The following is a 19,289-nucleotide window of genomic DNA, read 5'->3' as shown; positions in this document are numbered from 1 at the left end:
TTGATTCAAAAAAAGGGAGAAACTATACGGATAAATTAGTCAAAGTGCTGCTGAAGAACGGAGAAGAAAAATACGTCTTCGTCCATATCGAAGTGCAGGCTATTGGAGAAGAAATCTTTGCTGAACGCATGTTTAAATATTTTTACCGCATCTATGATAAATACAATCATCCGATTTATTCTATCGCCCTTTTGACTGATGCCAGGCATCAGCACCATGAAGATACGTTTCATTATTCTTTTTACGGCACAGAGTTGACCTATGCCTATAGTACCTATCGATTTTATGGAAAAGATGAGGAAGAGCTGAAAAGATCTGATAACCCATTCGCTTTAGCTGTTCTCGCGGGAATCTATAACAGTAAAAACACTGGAAAGACAGATAAAGATAATGAAGAAAAGTTCCACTTTAAGCAGAAACTCATCAGGCTGGCATTCGAAAAATATTCACATCGCGGGACCTATCTTTCAGCCTTGTTGTACTTTATCGATTATATTCTGCAGATACCACCGGAATTTCAGGAAAAACTGTATGAATCATTACCAATCGCACAAAACGAAAAGGAGGAAGGAAAAATAATGGGAATGGAAAAGTTAAGAGACACCCCGACGTTTGGAAGATTGTTTAGAGAGATCGAGGAAGAAGCGACCAAAAGAGGGATGGAGAAAGGGATAAAGAAAGGCATCGAGCAAGGAATGAAAGAAGCAGAACGGAATTTTGTGAAAAAGCTTTTAGACAAGAATTATACAGACGAAGAAATATTTGGATTAACCTGCTTCGAACCTGAAGAAGTAAGCATGCTTCGAAAATCATTTAAAAATTAATATCTGAAGCAAGGAGTAAATCCTCCCGTTTTTTATGCAGGAAGAAAATTCAAATTTCTTCCTGCATAAGTGCAACAGTTTTAATATACCGGCTCATCACAGGTGTCATCTGGAATTCCTAACTAAAGGCCAGTGCCAGCTAATTTTTTTAAATAATCCCTTATTAAAAAATGTTACATGAACTTACTTAAATCTGGATAACCTGTTACTGCCCATCCACCATCTACAATCAGGCTGACTCCATTAACATAGGACGCTTCATCGCTGACAAGGAATAATGCCGGTCCTGCTATCTCTTTTGGATCTCCGGCTCTCTCCATTGGAATACGCTCCAGATACGCATCATTAATGGCATCGACATCTGTTAAGCTGGAAGTTAGCGGTGTTGAGACAAGTCCTGGCAAGATGGCATTGACCCGAATATCATACTTAGCCATTTCAAGCGCTGCATTTTTTGTAAGCATCTCCACCCCCGCTTTTGCTGAAGAATATGCTGCTCCGTAATGCATTGGAACATGCGCATTTAAGGAAGCAACGTTGACAATTGCTCCTCCACCATGCTCTTTCATGTATTTGGCTTCATGTTTTAAAGATAGGAAAACTCCTTTTAAACATAAATCAACGGTGAAGTCCCAATCTTCTTCCGGCTGATCGATGATTGCTCCCGATTTAGATGCACCAGCCACATTAAAGGCAATATCTAATCCGCCAAATGCTTCTGTCGTTTTCTTAACAAGATTTTTAATATCATCCTCTTTGGTTACATTTGTTACGACACCCAGCAAATTCCCTTTATGCTGCTGTTCCAGCTCTTTCAATTTTTCTTCGTTTAAATCTGCGACGCCTACTTTCGCTCCAGCTTCCAGTAAATTCTGTACCATAGCATAACCAATCCCTGAAGCTCCTCCTGTTACAATTGCAACTTTACCTTCTAATGCTGCCATTTTTATTTCCTCCTTTTTCTACTATCTAAAGCATACGCTTTTATTTTTATCGATGTCAAAAGTTGTAACTCTTCACAGTCAATGTGTACCATATTTATAAGGATGAGCAATTACTGAACAACATATCCTCGAAAATATGGAAAACCTGCATACAAAGTATTTACATTGCACAAACTTTTATTATGGGCAGCTTTCAGGACCCAGATTATAAAATGAAAGAAAAAACCTTGATAAAACTTTTTCTAATATTGATGTTTTGCTTTCCTTGAAAAGAGGAATATCACAAAAGAGATGCAAATACTACATCTAATTATTTACATTAAAATATTTGGAGGTCTTTTTCATGTCAAAAGTAGCAATTATTACAGGTTCTGCAGGCGGTTTAGGAAAAGGTATTGCGAAACGTCTAGGTAAAGACGGCTTCAAAATCGTACTGCACGATATAAATAAAGAAATGCTGGACAATACCTTAAAAGAGTTTAAAGATGCTGGTGTTGATTCCGTTGCCGTTGTTGGTGATGTATCTAAACGTGAAGATCAGTTTAATCTTGTTAAAGAAGCGGTTGATGCCTTTGGGCAATTAGATGTATTTGTAAACAACGCCGGAATCGACGTTGTTTCCCCATTCCTTGATATTGATGAAAATCAATTAAATAAAACATTTGCAGTAAACGTAAATGGTACAGTGTTCGGTACACAGGCAGCTGCTGAACAATTTATTAAACAGGATACAAAAGGCAAGGTCATTAATGCTTGCAGTATCGCAGGGCATGAATCCTTTGAAATGCTGGGCACTTACTCTGCTACCAAACATGCTGTCCGTTCTTTCACCCACTCTGCGTCTAAGGAACTGGCACCATATAAAATCCGTGTTAACGCATATTGCCCTGGTGTTGCAGGAACAGCGATGTGGGATCGTATTGATGAAGAAATGGTAAAATATTATGATGATATGGAACGCGGAGATGCTTATAAACAATTTGTTGAAGGTATCTCACTGGGTCGTTCTCAAGAACCTGAGGATGTTGCAAACCTAGTCTCCTTCCTGGCTTCTGATGATTCTGATTATATTACCGGACAAGCTATCATCACAGATGGCGGAATCGTGTACAGATAATAGCGGTAAGGCTGATGGAGCACCTGTTTAACAATATAAGCATCTGGATCTTAAATATCAGGTTTAGATGCTTATTTATTTTTTGCCTATTTACTTTCTGTCAATAATCCGTTATGATGTAAGCAATTACAAAAAAGGGAGAAGGTGATGTCTTATGAAAAAAGTATATGTAAACATGTCGGCAGCTATTTTTCACAGGTACTCACCTTCCCATACGTGATATATAATTATTTGGATTTCTAAAAGAGCTCCTATATTTTTGACGTGTCCGGGTTGGTTTGTACCAATCCGTTTTTTTTATTCAAAAATATTAGGAGGAAATCCACTTGCACGAATTTCAAAAAACCTATGCTTATCGTCCAGAAATAAATTATCGAGGTTCTATCAAGCTGTTAGCCCGTGTCATCAATGAACAAAAGGAAAGATATACCGTTCAAACCATCTACGGGGCACGCCCGGCAGTTGTAAAAGGCAAGCTCAGACATGATGCTTCATCCAGAGAAGATTTTCCATCTGTTGGGGACTGGATCGTTCTAAAACAAAATAATCCTCATGATGTTCTTATCATTGACGAACTGCTTCCCCGTTTCAGCAGTATTGTCCGTAAAGCAGATGAATTAGAAACAAATGCACAAATTCTCGCCAGTAATGTTACCAAAGTATTTATTGTTCTGAGCCTGGAGGAAAAAATTAATGTGCGGAAGCTGGAGCGATTTTTAGTAACTGTGTGGGAAAGCGGCGCCAGTCCAATTATTATTCTTTCAAAAGCTGATTTAGTGGAAGATTTGGAAGCAACCAAACAAAAAATTGATCAGGTTGCCCTCGGTATCCCTGTATTGGCTTGGGATGCTGTTAATAAAATTGGAAAGGAAGAAATCAGGAATACTATCCATGTAGATGATACGATTGTATTAATAGGGAACTCCGGTGTTGGAAAATCAACCTTGATCAACCATTTGTTAGGCAAAGAAATGCTTAAAACCCAAGCTGTTCGCGATTCGGATAAACGCGGCAGACATACAACAACGCACCGGGAACTGTTCAGGTTGCCGGAGGGCGGTGTGATTATTGATACTCCCGGGATGCGAAGTTTTTTGCTTTGGGCTGGGGAAGAATCCGGCTTATCGCATACCTTTTCTGATATTCAAATGCTGATTGAGAAATGCCGCTTCAATGATTGCCTGCATGATACCGAGCCAGATTGTGCGGTGAAAGAAGCACTGGCAGCCGGTGAATTAGAAAAAGAACGCTGGGATAGCTATGTTAAATTGCAAAAGGAGCTCGCTTACCTGGAACGCAGACAAAATGCACGGCTTGCTGCAGAAGAGAAAAAGAAATGGAAAAAAGCAACAATGCAGCATCGTATGAGGTAAATAATTGTCTATATGCTATACTGCTAAAAAGCAGTCGTGTCCAACGAAACACGGCTGCTTTTATTTAATCAAGTATAGGAATAAAATACATGACAGGATGATTACTTGGGTGGATATCATGGATGATTTTCTTCACTTTCTCAATTTGGTGAATCATACATCGGAATTCCACCTTACAATCCGTTTGCAGGAATACATTTTCCGGCTGTAGCGACATTTCCAATGGAGCAAATTCCAATGGCCGGGAATAATGTCTGCATTTTGTATATGAAAGAACATTATCCTGATTACCGTGGTGCAGGAATCCATGCTCATGGAGCTGCTCCCGCAAACTGCTGATATATTCCTCTGCAATCAACACCTCTACCTTTACATAATTAAGCTTCATCCATAACACCCCCCTTTGTTCAAATTCTGTTTATCTTTAAAACGTTTCATATGGAGCTTGCACGTCATTTATATAATTACTCATTAACTGTGGCCAGATGGTCTGTATTATTATAGTCAATAACACGCCATTTGCCGTTTTCACAGGAAAATTTTGTGACTGATGTATTCTTCAGAAATGTAATCCCTGTGCCCAGCTTTCCTTCTGAAATCACAGCTAAGAGGCTATTGATTAATGCACCATGAGAAACAATTAAAACACGTTCATCCGGATAGCTCTCGCAAACCTCCTCTAATCCCTTCATTCCTCTGGCTTTTAAATGTTCAAAGGACTCGACATTAGGAATATGATCACGATTAGGGAAGTAACGGTTTCTGTCCTCTATTGTCATGCCCTCGGCATCTCCATAAGCGCGCTCAACAAAAGCCTTCATTTCATGCAGGGGAAGCTGCAATTCCTGATTAATGATTTCTGCTGTTACCTTTGCACGCGCTAAAGGACTGGTAATTAATACTGTCGGTTCAAATAGTTTTGCGGCCGTGCAGCAAACTCCAGCTTGTAATTTCCCAGTTTCATTTAAAGGGATATCTGTCTTTCCCTGAATTCTTTTCTCTTTATTCCAATTTGTTTCTCCATGCCGTATCATACAAATCTCCGTCAAATCCATTTCCCCACTTTCGAACTATTTTTCTTCTTGTACTTATTCTAGCACTATTTCTATCTTTATATCTATTAACATGTATTCACTTCAGACAGGTCTTTCTTCTTCACAAAGAAAAAGGCTCAAGGGTTCCAATCCCCCTCGGCCTTTTTCCAATTTCATCTATTTTTCCATACAATGTGATAACGCCTGCTGTTCATTTTCTATACGTTTGTTTATTCTCCCCAAATCTCTTTTGCCACATCCACGATATATTTCAGTTTGTTCCACTGCTCTTCCTCCGTTAAAAGATTCCCATGATGGGTCGAAGCAAATCCGCATTGAGGACTGATGCATAATTGATTAAACGGAACATATTTGGATGCTTCTTCTACTCTTGCTTTAATATTTTCTTTATTCTCCAGCTCACCATGCTTGGAAGTAAACACACCCAGCACTACGCGAGGTCCCCCATTTGGAATGTAATCAAGCGGCTCAAAGCCGCCTGAACGGTCATCGTCATATTCTAAGAAGAATCCATCTACTTTTTCTTTTGCAAATAAGGTTGGAGCTATTTTCGCATAGCTTCCTTCAAACGCCCATTTCGAACGATAGTTTCCGCGGCATAAATGTGTTGTAATTGTTAAGTCTTCCGGTTTATCCTCCAGTACACTGTTTAATACATACAGAGCTAAATCAATAAAATACTGACGATCCTTCCCGTCTTCCGTTGTCGGGAAGTTCTCTACATTTAATCCTGCAATATAAACATCGTCCAGCTGCAGATAGCGGCAGCCTGCATCATAAAAAGCTTTTATTGCATCACGGTAAGTTTGAATCACATCTTCTGCATATTCTGCCAGGTTAGGATAAACTTCTGGATTTAGTATTCCTTTTCCAAATAATTGATTCGGGCTTGGAATCGTTTGTTTAGCAATAGCGCGATTACCGACGATTTCTTTAAATTCCACAAATTCCTTCACATGTGGATGATCTGGGTTAAAGGAAACCTTTCCTGTTACACGCACATTATAGCGTTCTGTTTCCTCTCCAACAAATTTAAATCCCGTCTCTGGCACATATCCTTCAACCCCATTTAAATGCTCCTGGAAATCTGTATGCCAGAAGCGGCGTCTGAATTCCCCATCCGTAACAGCCTGTAAACCGACTTCAATCTGTTTATCAACTATACGCTTGATTTCTTCCGTTTCAATTTGATGAAGCTCTTCTTTAGAAACAGTTCCTTCTTGAAAATTCTTTCTTGCCTGATGGATACGCTCCGGGCGTAATAAACTTCCTACATGATCTGCGCGAAATGGTGCTTTTACTGCTGTTTTTGTCATTTTATCTCTTCTCCTTTTTTACTTTTTCATATATTATTATTTATTATGGCAAAATTGCAAAGGCGCGGACCGGAAAACCGCTTGCTTTTTCAGGTTTCGGACTAATATTAAAAATTACCGCTCCCTTTGCAGGCAATTGATCCAGATTTGTTAACAGCTCGACCTGAAAGGTATCCTGCTCCAGCACATAATACTCACCGATTAAAGAGCCGTTTTTCTGGGCATCAATTGCCGCATCGGTATCAAATGTTTCATGACCTACTGCTTTAATCTTCCTTTCCTCAAATAAGAATTTTAAAGCATCCAGCCCCCATCCGGGCAGGTGATTATTTCCGTGTTCATCTTTATTCTCGAAAGCCTTTTTGTCGGGCCAGCGTTTACTCCAATCTGTCCGCAATGCTACAAAAGTACCTTCTTCAATTTTCCCATGGAGCTCTTCAAATTCTAAAATATCTTCCACTGTCAAAATATAATCATGGTTTTCCAAAGCTGCTTCTGATTTATCAATTACAACTAGCGAAAGGACAACCTCTTTCAGTTCCAATTCCTCTAAAAAGCGCTGATCACGGACAAAATGAATTGGTGCATCAATATGCGTGCCATATTGTCCTGAAAAACTGAACTGTTGTGCCAAAAAACCATCATCGTGTGTATATAATGTTTCAAACTCAGCATCTTTAAATGCTGAAAAATGAGGAGATTCAGGACCAAATGTATGTGTTAAATCCACCCATTTTTTGGATTTAAGTATTTCTAATGCCTGCAATAATTCATTTTCTTTTATCACCGTCACTATAATCAACCCCCAAAAAACATATTTTAAGCTTTTGTTTTATATTCTGTAATATGCTCCTGCAACGTTTCGTCTTCTCCAAATAAGAAATGCTTATGCATATCTGGAGAATATTTCGAATTAATAGTTTCTATTCCTACAGCCTCTGCAACAGCACGCAGCATTGCCGGGGAAGCTCCACAGCATAATCCAATATAATTAACACCGATGCTATGTGCTTTTTTTGCCCATTCTGCCAGTTCATAACGATTATGATAAAGCGGGTCCAGAGAAGTCGGGAATGTTGTTTCTGTCGGTAAATGACAGCTGCATCCTCCGTCCGGCAGGTTAAAGAAAGTAGGATTTTCTTCTGTTGTCCGATAAGGGATTGGCAGTGCTCCTACATATCCATCCACACTTTCACGGATTTTCTCTAAATATGGCTGCATGGTATCCGGTCCACGGAAACAGTTCATTCCGACAACCAGTGCTCCGTTATCTTCTAAAATTTTACATGACTCTTCAACTGTGTAACCGTCACGTAAAATATTTTCACCCATTAATCCTAGTGTAATTACTGCCGGTAAATCATATTTTTTTATTTCCTCTAAAGCAATCAGTGCTTCTTCATGATAGTAAAAGGTCTCCCCGTTAATATAGTCAACATCTTCATCCTTACACCATGAAACCATTTCATTAAACATCGCTCTCACTTTATCCTTTGATTCCTGATCCTCTGGATTAAAGATATTTGTATTAGAGATATTTCCTGCAACCAGAGCTTCTTCAACCGGATGCTCTTTTGCCACTTCCTTCGCTAATTTAATCGCATTTCTGTTTAAAGGCTCCAGCAGATCTTCTTTACCAATGATACGCATTTTTTCACGATGCGCGTTATATGTAAATGCCAGCACCACATCAGATCCTGCTTTCATGTAATCACGGTAGACTGCTTTTAATGTCTCTGGATTATCCAGTGCTACCTCCGGCACAAAAGATCCAGCCTGCAGGTATCCTCTACGCTCTAATTCAAATAAATATCCCTCCCCTGCAATTACTGTTCCCTGCTTTAAACGTTCTTCCAAACTTCTTTTCGTCATCTTTAAATTCCTCCTAAGCTTATTTACTTGTATTATTTAACTGCCGATAAGCTGTTATTGAATCGAAAAAAACCTCTTCTTATCAGTAAGAAGAGGTTTTTGAGTACGTCATCAATGTCTCCTCTTATCTGCTAGCTAAATGCTACTGGAATTGGCACAGTTCTTTTATAAGTCTGTTGCCGAGGCTTCAAAGGGCCAGTCCCTCCACCTCTCTGGATAAGAAAATGTATTGCTATTTATTTGTTGTAAATAACTATATATGTATTCGAATTCCATGTCAATAAAAAATTTTTAAAATATTTCAGCAGGTTTTACCCTTGCGTTGAATTATTCTATTGAATACTTCATATACTGGATAGACACATTTCATACACATTCGGTTTCTATTTAGATCAAAGTATATGTTTAACCTTATTAATAAAAGGGGTATATTATTTTTATACAAAAAAATTCATAAATTGTTCAAAAAGTATAGACACGTTTGGAAAATAAGCATATAATACACATTAGTTCTTAAAAAAATCATAAATCATATTGAATTTTCTTATCAATATTGGTATAATTAAGTTTTTCACTTCAAAAAATTCAAATCTATAAATATAATATATGGAAGGGGGCGTAGATGTTGAATAGATATTTGATTATCGCTTTAATGATTGTCAGTTTGCCAATGACACACTTATTCATAGACGCACATCACAGCTACGTTCTCGCCGAACAGGATATACTGGTTGACCATCAGGCTTCACATGACTTAGGATTGGGCAGCGGAAGTGATCAGCCGGATAAATCATTTATAACAAATCCAGCTTTAGTCATTACCTTATTCTTATTGGGCAGTCAATGTTTATTTACAACAGTTGTCAGAGCTGCCCGTACAAAACAGCTGCTGAACCCTGTTTTCTATCAATCCAATTTCGTTGTTTAATCCTCTTTTGAGCTAAATATAAAATCAAAAGAGGAGGCTAATAAAATGATGATTTTTAGATTAATCGTTATCGGATTCTTTTCACTGACTGCATTGTCTGTATTCACTTATCAAGGTGTTGAGGTGTTTCATGCAGTTGCCGATATATTCAGAGCAAGATCATAAATTGTAACCATTTATACGGTAAAGGTTTTTCATCCCATGATATAAAAAAGGGAGTCCATGAAATAAATTCATGGACTCCCTTTTTTTGATCTAAATTATTTATACTTTATTAAAAATTCCCGCCACGTACTTCTGTTACATCGTAGACAGTTACAAATGCCGTTGGATCAACATCTTGAATCGTTTCTTTCATTTTACTTTCTTCCAGACGGGTAATAACACATTTAATTTGCTTAAATTTCTTTTTAGAGTAGCCGCCTTCAACGTGCTGCAAAGTACAGCCGCGTTCAAGCCGGTCGCTGATTTCTTTCATCATTTCATCAGCATGCTCCGTAATAATATAAACTGCTTTTGTACTGCTTAATCCTTCTTCAATAATGTGAATGACCTTTGAAGCAATGTAATAAGCAATACCAGACATTAACGCCCCTTTGATTCCAAACACAGTGGATACTACGATAAATACAAATAAATTCAAGAATAAAATTAAGTCACTTGTTCCAAAAGGCAGCTTACGGGATAATAATACAGCCAGCATGTCAATCCCGTCCAGCGCACCCCCATTACGAAGCGCCAGCCCCATGCCAGTTCCAATAATTATCCCGCCGACAGCGGTGACCAGCAATGTATCTCCTTCAATTTCAATAATAGTTGGAATATGATGCATCAGGCTTGTACTTATTGCAAGTGAAGCAATTCCTAAAGTAGAGAGGATTGCAAAATTCTTGCCGATTTGTTTATACCCTAAGTAAATAAACGGAATATTTATAACAGCAATTAAAAGTCCCAATGGTAACCCGGTCCACTCTGACCCTACGATACTTAACCCAGTTACCCCGCCATCAGAAACACTATTAGGTATCAATACTGCTTCCAATCCATACGCTGTAATAAATCCGCCAATAATAATAATTAATCCTCTTGCAAAAAACATGGCTTTTCTTGATTTTTTCGTTTGTGCTTTGCTCATCCAACTTTCCTTTCTTTGTATTTATTCTTAACGGTGCATGAAACAACATACCCTGCTTTTAATTTGTGTCAGTTTAGCCCCTATTCCACTGTTTGAATAAAACAGAAAATTGCGTAACTTGATATTTCGATTAAATGTTCTGATTAATATCCTTTCTTAGCTTAGGATTCCTTATTTCACACAAAATAACCATTATAGAACCTGGTTGTTATCAAACTTTCAGATGTTAGTCCGAATTGGAGCCCATGCCGGGACTAGAGTGGTGATTACTCGCCCCACTGCAGAGCTTTTGTAATTACTTGCGCCAAGTTTACCACCTATCCCATAAAACCGCCCCATTTGTGCAGCAAGATACTTTTTACTATCTTATACTGCCAAATAAATTGATTTTTCGACATTATTTATTATACGCTTCTCCACTTCAAACACAAATGATTTGAAGTAAAAAAATGGATAACTCTGCTCAACATATACCCTAAATCAAATTTCTTTCCTAAAAACAAAGCTTACTTTAGTGTAATCCATTTTTCTTCATAGATTCGATGAGCACTATAGCGCTGCAAACCTGATGATAATGCAACAGATTCAAACTGATACCTCTCTGCCCACTGATGGATATAAGATAAAAGATGTTCTCCATACCCCTTTGAGCGTTTTTGTTTATCAGTCACTAAATACACACCCAGACAAATCTGCCATAGTACAAGGTAATCATTGGCTTAAATCCTGCCACAGCAACGATTTCTTCCTCTTCATATAAAGCGGCTAAATGATAACGCTCCACCTCCACCGCTTCTTTTACCAAATCTATATAAGCAGATTCATCAAGATGTGTGCGCAGCTGGCACATTACCTCATAAGCTTCCCGCCACTCTTTTTCTGTTGTTAATTCTTTTATTTTCATGGATTATCCTTCCTTTTTAAACAGACAGACTGGCCCTAATTTGTTCATAATTGCAATTTCTCAATATGCAGCCCTTTCTCATCCGTAAAAAGAATAATATCTGCCTTACTTTTATACGGGTCCATAAAATGTCTGTATTGAATTCTTCTTTCATGATGCGATTTCTGTATATTTTCCAGATTCCGATTTCGTTCAACGGTATCCCGACTGGAACGCCGATTTAATTCTGTCTCTCCATCTGTATAAAGATAAATTTGTAAATCCAAATAATCGGTGTTTATAAATGCAACACTCATTCCTTCCACAATAGTAATTTTTTTATCAGGTTCTACCCTTTCACTTGGTAAATAATCTGTGTCAATTGTATTCCATGCCATGCCTGCTTGAGTCATTTGGATATCACGTTCCAAGGCTTCTACATAATGAGCTAAAGGATGACAAGCAGTCATTTGAGCAGTACGGAGTTCGTTTTGATAAGTATAAGTAATTTTCGTGTCTTTCCTTAATGCAGATTTGACGATATATGGATCGGTACAAATTAAATTTACATCCTGGCCTAAAGCCTGCTTCAACTGCTCAGCAAATGTTGTTTTTCCGGCTCCACCATGTCCAGTAATTCCGATAATAATATGCTTTTTTTGTGCATTTATCCATTTTTTCAAATCCTGTATGATACTATCCATAGGACCACCTCCGCAACCATTATATCTTAACAAGATAGCAAAATAGAAGTCTATTTCCTATTGAGAGGAAAAAGGCTGTCTTAATACAATGAATGCGTTTTCGTAATATGGAATCAGAAAGGAGATCGTTGAACAGTGGAATTACTAAATAAACGGGAAATAAAATTACTTCACCTTCTCTCGAATAGCAGGGAAATGCATACAGGTCAAGAAATAGCATTACTTCTTAATGTATCATCAAGAACTGTTCGTAATGATATTAAAAACTTAAATGTATTATTGCCTAAATACCGTGCAGAAATTATTTCTCAAAAAGGAAGAGGATACGAATTAATTATCAGGGAAGAAAATAAATTTCGGGAGCTGTTACCAAAATCTGAATATGCAGTGAGCCGTGGACATGCTGGGGATTCAGAAAATAAACAGTATGTTGAAGAAATTATTAGAAAAATACTGATGAACTGTCTGCACGGAGAAGTTATTTTTCAGGAAGAACTCGCTGAGAGTCTATTTATCAGTACCACTTCTCTAAAGAAATATCTTCCACTCGTTCGCTCTGCTTTCAAGGAATACAATCTTACCTTAGTGTCTGACAAGCGGAAAGGATTTGTCATTCAGGGAAAGGAGGAAAAAATCCGGTTTTGTATATCTGACTTTCTATTTCAAAATGAAAAATTTGAATTGCTGGATGATTTATTTCCGAATAAATTTCTTGATGTAGACAATTTAAAAGATATCATCCTGGACTTTCTAATGCAGCATCAATTACGTCTTACAGATGATGCTATTAAAAATATCATCATTCACATAGTCATTACAATCTGGAGAATACAAAACCATCAGGAATCTATTGTAAGTAAAAAGATGCAATCAGCAATGGAGCATACAAAGGAATTTGCAGCAGCTGCTGATATCATTGAAACCATTTATAAAAAAATGGGAATTAATCTAAAAGATGAGGTTTACTATCTGACGCAGCATTTAAGTGCCAGCAGCAGATTATCCAGTCAGAATATTGACACAAAGGATTACGACCAGATAAAACAAATACTCATCGAAGCACTGCACGAAATAAAAGATGCTACGGCGATTGATTTAACAGAAGACCAGCAGCTGATTAACGGATTAATTACGCATCTTATTGTTGCATTCAAACGCATTGTCTACCAAATGAATATTCGAAATGATGCATTAAACAGCATAAAAAATAATTACCCTTTAGCATTTCAGCTTGCTATGAAAACGAGTAATTATCTAACCAAATCAATGAAATTAAATATTCATGAAGATGAAATTGGATATATCGCCATTCACTTTGGAGTGGCACTGGAAAGAAAAGGGCTAAATCAGGGGACGATGAAGAATATACTTATTGTTTGTGGTTCAGGAATGGCAACCGCTGCTTTAATTAAAGAAAAAATATTACGTTCTTACGGAGATCAGGTAAATATCGTTAATACAATGAGTTTATCTGAATTCAAAAAAGACAAGGCAGACAATGTCGATCTCATTATCACTACAATAGATATTCCAAATATTGATTCACAGAAGCTATTAAAAGTAAACCCTATCATTAACAATCAAGATTTATTCACTATACGAAAAAAAATAAATACAGCAAATCAAACTTTTAGTATAGAAACACATCAAAATTTATTTAAAAAAGACCTGTTCATAAAGAACCTGGACTTACAAACAAAAGACGAGGTATTACATTATTTAACAAAACAAATGAAAGACAAAAATTACATTAATAACACTACAATTGAATCTATTTTTGAAAGAGAAAAAATGGCTTCCTCAGAGCTGTGTAACCTGCTGGCTATTCCACATCCCCTTGTCTATACGAATGGGCGTGCATGCATTGCAGTAGGTATCCTTAACAAACCGATTTCATGGGGAAAAGAACAGGTTCAAGTTGTAGTAATACTATGTATTCCTAAACATCAGCAAGAGCAATGGGAAATTATTTTTAAAAAATTATACCATTTTTTAATTGAAGATTACGGGATTACAAAACTTATTTCTGATTACAATTATGACGATTTCATCAGAAAATTGTATCAATATGAGGAGTTTCATTTATGAAAGAAATCAAATTTACAAAAGAAAATGTCCGCTTAAATGTTCAGGCAGACGATTGGAAGGATGCCATACATCAGGGAGTTGCCTTACTTGAACACAATGGGCTGGTTACAAATAAATATGCGTCCCATATTATCCGCAATATTGATGAATATGGACCTTATATTGTTATATCTCCAGGAATTGCTATCCCGCATGCCAGACCGGAAGACGGGGCCATTGATATTGGCGTCAGTCTTATAACATTAAAACAGCCTGTGCGTTTTCATAACGTAGAAACTCCGGTACGGGTGCTTATCAGTTTTTCTGCTCAAGATAATAATCAACATCTAAATATCATTAAATTAATTGTAAAAATTATTGAAGATGGGCTGATCCAAGAAATAGCTGATATATCATCTATTCAGAAATTGAACGATTTAATCGGAGGTGATAAATAATGCGTCGAGTTGCTTTAGTTACCAGCGGCGGTGATGGTGCAGGTATTAATTCTATGATTGAAATGCTTTCCAGAAACAAAGAAATTGATTTATACGGTTTTCATGATGGCTATGACGGTATTCTGGCAAATCAGCCTATTCATTTAACACAGGCAAATTGTGAAAATCATTCCTTAGACGGCACACATTTTCTAAGAACTGCACGCAGTAAGCTGCCCTACACAAAAAATGGCAGACAACAAATTATTCAAACCCTCCTTGAGCAGGATTTTGAATGTCTTGTCATATGCGGCGGAAGTGGATCTCAAATTGCCGCAAAACAAATTCATGAAGAAGGGATGAATACACTGTTTATTCCTATGACCGTCGATAACGATGTGATTGGAACAGACTATACGATCGGCTATGATACAGCACTTAATCAAATATTAAATATCATCGCAAATACTCAAAGTACAGCTGCAAATATGCCTGGAAGGATATTTATGATAGAGGTTTTGGGTGGAAATGTAGGGAACCTCGCTTTAGAAAGTGCATTAGCAGGAGGATGTGATTTAGCTATCATACCTGAATATTCCACAGATAGAGAGGAAATTGCCAAAAAAGTACAAGCCAAGCTGGCTGAAAAACAATCTTTAATTATCATCTGCTCGGAATCAGCTTATGACAGTAAAAACTACAAAGCAGGAGATCAGGGAGTTTCCTTTTCTATAGCAGAGCCCATTGAACAGTTAACTGGTGTCCGCGTACGAAAAACGGTGGTTGGTTTTTACATCCGCGCAGGGCATCCCTCTAATCAGGACGCAATAATTGCTTCCAAGTTTGGTTATTTTACTGCAGCTGCTATTTTAAATGAAGACTTCGGAAAAATGATAGCTATGAATAACGGCGCTGTAACTACAGTTGATTATAATGATTTGGATTTCTCAGCCAGCACAACAAATCAAGATCTTTTAGAGATAGCGAAAAATTTAAACATACTAAATTCATAAGGAGTGTTATATCATGTTACAAATTTTAGTCGTATGCGGAGCTGGATTAGGAAGCAGCTTTGCCTGTCAGATGAGCGTAGAGACTGTATTGAAAGATTTAAACGTCGAAGCCAAGGTGGATCATTCAGACATTGCCTCTGCTGCCGGTACAAGCGCAGATATTATTATTTCAGGGAAAAACTTTGAAGAACAATTCTCCAGATATGATTTATCACAGGACCTTATTTTTCTTGAAAGATTAGTAGATAAAGAAGAAATCAAAGAGAAATTAACCCCAGTTTTACGAGAAAAAGGAGAATTATAGAAAGGGATGAGCTAAGATGTCCGTTCTTAACTTTATAATCGAAAGTATTCTCACACAAGCAGCTATCACCATAGGATTAATTGCATTTATTGGACTATTGCTTCAACGCAAACAGTTTGGCGAAGTAATGTCTGGAAGCTTTAAAACAATGCTTGGATTTATGGTTCTATCAGCCGGATCTGCCATTATTGTAGATTCTCTGACCTATTTTGGTGAAATTTTCACAGAAGCATTCGGTATGCAGGGAATTGTACCTTCCATCGAAGCAATTAATGGACAGGCAATGAATAACCTTGGGCTGGGGAATCAAATAGCATTAACGTTCCTGGCGATTTTCATCTTCAACATTATTATTGCAAGGATTACAAAATGGAAATACATTTTCCTGACGGGACAAGCCATTTTATGGATGGCTACGATGACGATTATTTTCGGGAGCGCCGCCGGATTTTCCGGAATTACACTGATTTTATTTGGAGGATTGATTGGCGGTATCTTCGCAGTAGCGATGCCTGCTATTGCTCAGCCAATCGTCCGTAAAATTACTGGATCAGACGATATTGCATTAGGCCACTTTTGTACTATAGGTTACCTTTTTGGAGCAGGAGTTGCAAAATTAATAGGAAAAGGCTCTAAGTCTATAGAAGATATCAAATTCCCTAAGGGACTGAGTTTTCTATCTGACACGTATCTGTCTGTTGCTTTTGTAATGGTCCCACTTTACGTTATTACAGCAGCTTTTGCGGGAGCAGAATTTGCTTCTCAATTATCTGGTGATGTCAACTTTATTGTTCATGCATTTTTGCAAGCGGTTCAGTTTGTTGTTGGTGTTTATGTACTGCTTTCCGGAGTCCGTTTACTGCTGGCAGAAATTGTTCCAGCTTTCCGGGGAATTGCATTAAAAATTGTTCCAAATGCAAAACCGGCATTAGATTGCCCGGTACTATTTCCATATGCACCTAATGCTGTCACAGCCGGTTTTGTTACGACCACTATCGGTACAGTAATCGCCATGTTCATACTGCCGCTGTTCGGGTTAGCTATGATTCTTCCAGGAATGCTGACTAACTTCTTCGCAGGTGGTACAGCAGGAATATTTATGAACGCAGTCGGCGGCCGGAGAGGTGTACTCATAGGTGGAATTGCTCACGGGATATTCATTACTCTGTTGCCTGCACTGCTCGTACCGTATTTTAATGATCTAGGCTTCATCAATGCAACTGCAACTGATGTTGATACCGTTTCTGCCGGTTTACTTATTAAATGGTTTGTTGAACCAATTATAAATATATTCAACTAGAAAGGATGAAATACAATGGCGTTCTTCAAAAGAAAAAAGAAGAAAGCTGCTCCCCAAAAAGAAGAAAAAGTGATAAATAAGGAAGAGATTCTTACAAAAATTGAGCAGACAAAGCAAGGGCTTGAAAAAGCTGACGCTGAAGATAAAATTTCATATTTAAATCAAATTGGAAGTCTTTATTTAGAAATAGAAGATTATGACCAAGCAATCACTTATTACGAAACCAGTATTTCTGAAAAACAGGAAATGGGAAAAGCTTTTGCCGATCTGACAAAGCTATACAATTTCAAGCGGAAAGAAGCTTCTGAACAAAATGATAAAGAAAAAGTACAGTATTATCTAGCCAAATCAGATGAATTAATGAAATTAACAAAAGATACCATGCGGGGAAATATGTAAGGAGGAGATTTATAATGAAAAATTTAACTGAATTATTTAAAGAGAATGAAGGAAAAAGAGCTATCGGCTCCTTTAATGTCCATTGTTTAGAGATGCTTCCGGCAATGATTGAAGGTGCAAAAGAATTAAATGTACCTATTATTATTCAAACATCACCCGGAACAGCGGAATATATCGGATTAGACTTACTTGTTTCTTCTATCCAGACATTGAGTGAGAGAAATAACGCAGATGTTTGTCTGCACATGGATCATTGCACGGATATTGAGGTAATCAAACAGGCTATTGATACCGGTTATACTTCCGTAATGTATGACGGGTCAAGTCTGCCATTAGAAGAGAATATCAAGAACACAAAAGAAGTAGTTGCTTATGCCAAAGAAAGAAATGTCTCTGTTGAAGGAGAAGTCGGTTCCATCGGCGGCGCTGAAGACGGTGTTGTTGTCAGTGAAGAAGATGCTATTTATACAGATCCCAAGGATGCTTATCAATTTGTCCAGGAAACAAATGTTGATGCTATCGCAGTAGCTATTGGCACAACACATGGATTGTATAAATCAAAAGCTAAGTTGAATTTTGAACTGCTGGAGGAATTGTCAAAGAATTTGACCAATGCAGGGCTGGTATTGCATGGCGGCACAGGAGTATCTGAGACAGATATGAGAAAATGTGTAGCTCTTGGTATGAAGAAAGTAAATGTAGGAACAGAGTTAAACAAATCTTATATAGATAATGTAAACAGTGCTTTTTCTCAAGCAACACCTTTAACATCACTACGTAAGCTGTTTATTCCTGCAAACCAGCATATTAAGGAAATTGTTAAAGAGAAAAGTGAGCTCTTTCAATTAGTATAAAAAGAGATTCATTTCACAGGAGTTATCACCCTTCTCTACAGCAAGATTGTGGTTACTCATTCTACTTAAAGCTTGAATCAAGTTAAATTCTTTCGTCCAAACGATGAAGCGTAAATCGTTTGGACGATTATTTTTGTGAAACTTTCCATTCTTTCTTCTTAAAATTAATTTTCGCACAAGCTTCTGTCAAAAAAGAGGTCTTTTCATTTTAAACTGAAACAATTTCGCTGATATCCTTCCATTCATACACAAGCAGATCCAGCACATCACCAGCAATCTGAATTTCCTTCTTTTCAACAAGCTCCGCTCCTAACCGTTCATAAAACAAACGGCTGCGGTTTTCCGCCAAAACTTCTACTTGAACAGTGTGAACGGATAGGTCTAAAAAACGTTTAAAACCTTCCAACAACAAAGCCTTGCCTATGCCCTTTCCCTGCCAGTCTTCCAATAGATAAAGAGCTGTTACTTGATCAGTTCCGGCAGAAGCTTCGGATTCCTTAGTAGAAATAGTTATATACCCAACAACTTTATCATCCGTATCCACAGCAACTAATATAATACTATCACCAGCTTGAATAATGTTTTTCCATTTCTGCTTTTTATCTTCTACAGAAAGCTGCTGTAAAAATCGATTATCTATAATCCCCTGGTAACTGGTTTGCCAGCTTTCCACATTCACTTTCCCCATTCCACCGGCATCAGAGGTTCTCGCTTCTCTAATTAAAACCATCTGCATCTGCTCCTTTCAAGATTTATCAGGAACA

At 37.6% G+C, this 19,289-nt stretch carries 22 protein-coding genes and 1 riboswitch; of the genes, 11 read left to right on the top strand and 11 right to left on the bottom strand.

Annotated features, from left to right (window positions below):
- On the top strand, window positions 1–824 hold an 824-nt coding region (locus OSO01_RS23505; protein WP_186813752.1), incomplete at its 5' end, for an Rpn family recombination-promoting nuclease/putative transposase.
- Window positions 825–997: 173 nt separating this feature from the next.
- Here the strand turns inward: OSO01_RS23505 and OSO01_RS22860 are convergent.
- Window positions 998–1,768: an SDR family NAD(P)-dependent oxidoreductase gene (locus tag OSO01_RS22860; RefSeq protein WP_147212762.1), complete on the bottom strand. Its 771-nt coding sequence runs from the start codon at window positions 1,766–1,768 to the stop codon at window positions 998–1,000.
- Between the two features lie 343 nt (window positions 1,769–2,111).
- On the opposite strand from OSO01_RS22860, the gene OSO01_RS22855 reads away from it, so the two are divergent.
- Window positions 2,112–2,885, top strand: a complete 774-nt coding sequence (locus tag OSO01_RS22855; protein WP_147212761.1) for an acetoin reductase — start codon at window positions 2,112–2,114, stop codon at window positions 2,883–2,885.
- A 326-nt stretch (window positions 2,886–3,211) separates the two neighbouring features.
- The gene (gene rsgA / locus OSO01_RS22850) at window positions 3,212–4,258 is read left to right on the top strand and encodes a ribosome small subunit-dependent GTPase A (protein ID WP_246145297.1); all 1,047 of its coding nucleotides are present in this window, start codon (window positions 3,212–3,214) and stop codon (window positions 4,256–4,258) included.
- 64 nt (window positions 4,259–4,322) lie between these two features.
- Here rsgA and OSO01_RS22845 read toward each other — a convergent pair whose 3' ends face one another.
- The 5 genes from OSO01_RS22845 to OSO01_RS22825 form a co-directional block, all read right to left on the bottom strand.
- Complete coding sequence (locus OSO01_RS22845) at window positions 4,323–4,646, bottom strand: cytochrome C biogenesis protein (RefSeq protein WP_147212759.1); 324 nt, start codon at window positions 4,644–4,646, stop codon at window positions 4,323–4,325.
- Between the two features lie 76 nt (window positions 4,647–4,722).
- Window positions 4,723–5,313: a histidine phosphatase family protein gene (locus OSO01_RS22840; RefSeq protein ID WP_246145296.1), complete on the bottom strand. Its 591-nt coding sequence runs from the start codon at window positions 5,311–5,313 to the stop codon at window positions 4,723–4,725.
- A 209-nt stretch (window positions 5,314–5,522) separates the two neighbouring features.
- Window positions 5,523–6,629: a 5-methyltetrahydropteroyltriglutamate--homocysteine S-methyltransferase gene (locus tag OSO01_RS22835; RefSeq protein WP_147212757.1), complete on the bottom strand. Its 1,107-nt coding sequence runs from the start codon at window positions 6,627–6,629 to the stop codon at window positions 5,523–5,525.
- Between the two features lie 43 nt (window positions 6,630–6,672).
- On the bottom strand, window positions 6,673–7,425 hold the full coding sequence (locus OSO01_RS22830) for a cyclase family protein (protein ID WP_147212763.1): 753 nt from the start codon (window positions 7,423–7,425) through the stop codon (window positions 6,673–6,675).
- A gap of 23 nt (window positions 7,426–7,448) precedes the next feature.
- On the bottom strand, window positions 7,449–8,501 hold the full coding sequence (locus OSO01_RS22825; protein WP_147212756.1) for a homocysteine S-methyltransferase family protein: 1,053 nt from the start codon (window positions 8,499–8,501) through the stop codon (window positions 7,449–7,451).
- 121 nt (window positions 8,502–8,622) lie between these two features.
- A riboswitch (SAM riboswitch) is annotated at window positions 8,623–8,724 on the bottom strand.
- Window positions 8,725–9,123: 399 nt separating this feature from the next.
- Between OSO01_RS22825 and OSO01_RS22820 the strand changes: the two genes are divergently transcribed.
- Complete coding sequence (locus OSO01_RS22820; protein WP_147212755.1) at window positions 9,124–9,429, top strand: hypothetical protein; 306 nt, start codon at window positions 9,124–9,126, stop codon at window positions 9,427–9,429.
- 274 nt (window positions 9,430–9,703) lie between these two features.
- Here the strand turns inward: OSO01_RS22820 and OSO01_RS22815 are convergent, their stop codons facing one another.
- From OSO01_RS22815 to OSO01_RS22805, 4 genes are all read right to left on the bottom strand, one after another.
- Entirely contained in the window at window positions 9,704–10,564 is an 861-nt protein-coding gene (locus tag OSO01_RS22815; RefSeq protein ID WP_147212754.1) for a YitT family protein, read from the bottom strand.
- Between the two features lie 506 nt (window positions 10,565–11,070).
- The gene (locus OSO01_RS24015; RefSeq protein ID WP_307725866.1) at window positions 11,071–11,235 is read right to left on the bottom strand and encodes a GNAT family N-acetyltransferase; all 165 of its coding nucleotides are present in this window, start codon (window positions 11,233–11,235) and stop codon (window positions 11,071–11,073) included.
- Window positions 11,235–11,468, bottom strand: coding sequence for a hypothetical protein (locus tag OSO01_RS24010; protein WP_307725865.1), 234 nt, complete (start codon window positions 11,466–11,468; stop codon window positions 11,235–11,237). The genes OSO01_RS24015 and OSO01_RS24010 overlap by 1 nt, the downstream gene beginning before the upstream one ends.
- Window positions 11,469–11,512: 44 nt before the next feature.
- Complete coding sequence (locus OSO01_RS22805; RefSeq protein ID WP_147212753.1) at window positions 11,513–12,151, bottom strand: uridine kinase family protein; 639 nt, start codon at window positions 12,149–12,151, stop codon at window positions 11,513–11,515.
- 135 nt (window positions 12,152–12,286) lie between these two features.
- Between OSO01_RS22805 and OSO01_RS22800 the strand changes: the two genes are divergently transcribed.
- Genes OSO01_RS22800 through OSO01_RS22770 form a run of 7 tightly spaced genes read left to right on the top strand, consistent with a single transcriptional unit; the run spans window position 12,287 to window position 18,525 of the window.
- A complete protein-coding gene (locus OSO01_RS22800) occupies window positions 12,287–14,239 on the top strand; it encodes a BglG family transcription antiterminator (protein WP_147212752.1) in 1,953 nt (650 codons plus the stop codon).
- Window positions 14,236–14,676 carry a PTS sugar transporter subunit IIA gene (locus OSO01_RS22795; RefSeq protein ID WP_147212751.1) on the top strand — a complete coding sequence of 147 codons (441 nt, stop codon included), beginning with the start codon at window positions 14,236–14,238 and terminating at the stop codon, window positions 14,674–14,676. The genes OSO01_RS22800 and OSO01_RS22795 overlap by 4 nt, the downstream gene beginning before the upstream one ends.
- The gene (locus OSO01_RS22790; protein ID WP_147212750.1) at window positions 14,676–15,668 is read left to right on the top strand and encodes a 6-phosphofructokinase; all 993 of its coding nucleotides are present in this window, start codon (window positions 14,676–14,678) and stop codon (window positions 15,666–15,668) included. The genes OSO01_RS22795 and OSO01_RS22790 overlap by 1 nt, the downstream gene beginning before the upstream one ends.
- Window positions 15,669–15,681: 13 nt before the next feature.
- Window positions 15,682–15,972, top strand: a complete 291-nt coding sequence (locus OSO01_RS22785; RefSeq protein WP_147212749.1) for a PTS sugar transporter subunit IIB — start codon at window positions 15,682–15,684, stop codon at window positions 15,970–15,972.
- Window positions 15,973–15,988: 16 nt separating this feature from the next.
- Window positions 15,989–17,272 carry a PTS sugar transporter subunit IIC gene (locus OSO01_RS22780; RefSeq protein WP_147212748.1) on the top strand — a complete coding sequence of 428 codons (1,284 nt, stop codon included), beginning with the start codon at window positions 15,989–15,991 and terminating at the stop codon, window positions 17,270–17,272.
- A 15-nt stretch (window positions 17,273–17,287) separates the two neighbouring features.
- Window positions 17,288–17,671, top strand: a complete 384-nt coding sequence (locus tag OSO01_RS22775) for a tetratricopeptide repeat protein (RefSeq protein ID WP_147212747.1) — start codon at window positions 17,288–17,290, stop codon at window positions 17,669–17,671.
- A gap of 14 nt (window positions 17,672–17,685) precedes the next feature.
- Window positions 17,686–18,525, top strand: coding sequence for a class II fructose-bisphosphate aldolase (locus OSO01_RS22770; RefSeq protein ID WP_186813751.1), 840 nt, complete (start codon window positions 17,686–17,688; stop codon window positions 18,523–18,525).
- 208 nt (window positions 18,526–18,733) lie between these two features.
- On the opposite strand, the gene OSO01_RS22765 is transcribed toward OSO01_RS22770, so the two are convergent.
- Window positions 18,734–19,255 (bottom strand): GNAT family N-acetyltransferase, encoded by a 522-nt coding sequence (locus OSO01_RS22765; RefSeq protein ID WP_186813750.1) that lies wholly within the window; start codon window positions 19,253–19,255, stop codon window positions 18,734–18,736.
- Window positions 19,256–19,289: the final 34 nt, after the last annotated feature.

Source organism: Oceanobacillus sojae (assembly GCF_007991515.1).
Lineage (GTDB): Bacteria > Bacillota > Bacilli > Bacillales > Amphibacillaceae > Oceanobacillus > Oceanobacillus sojae.
This window is presented reverse-complemented; position numbering and strand designations above follow the sequence as displayed.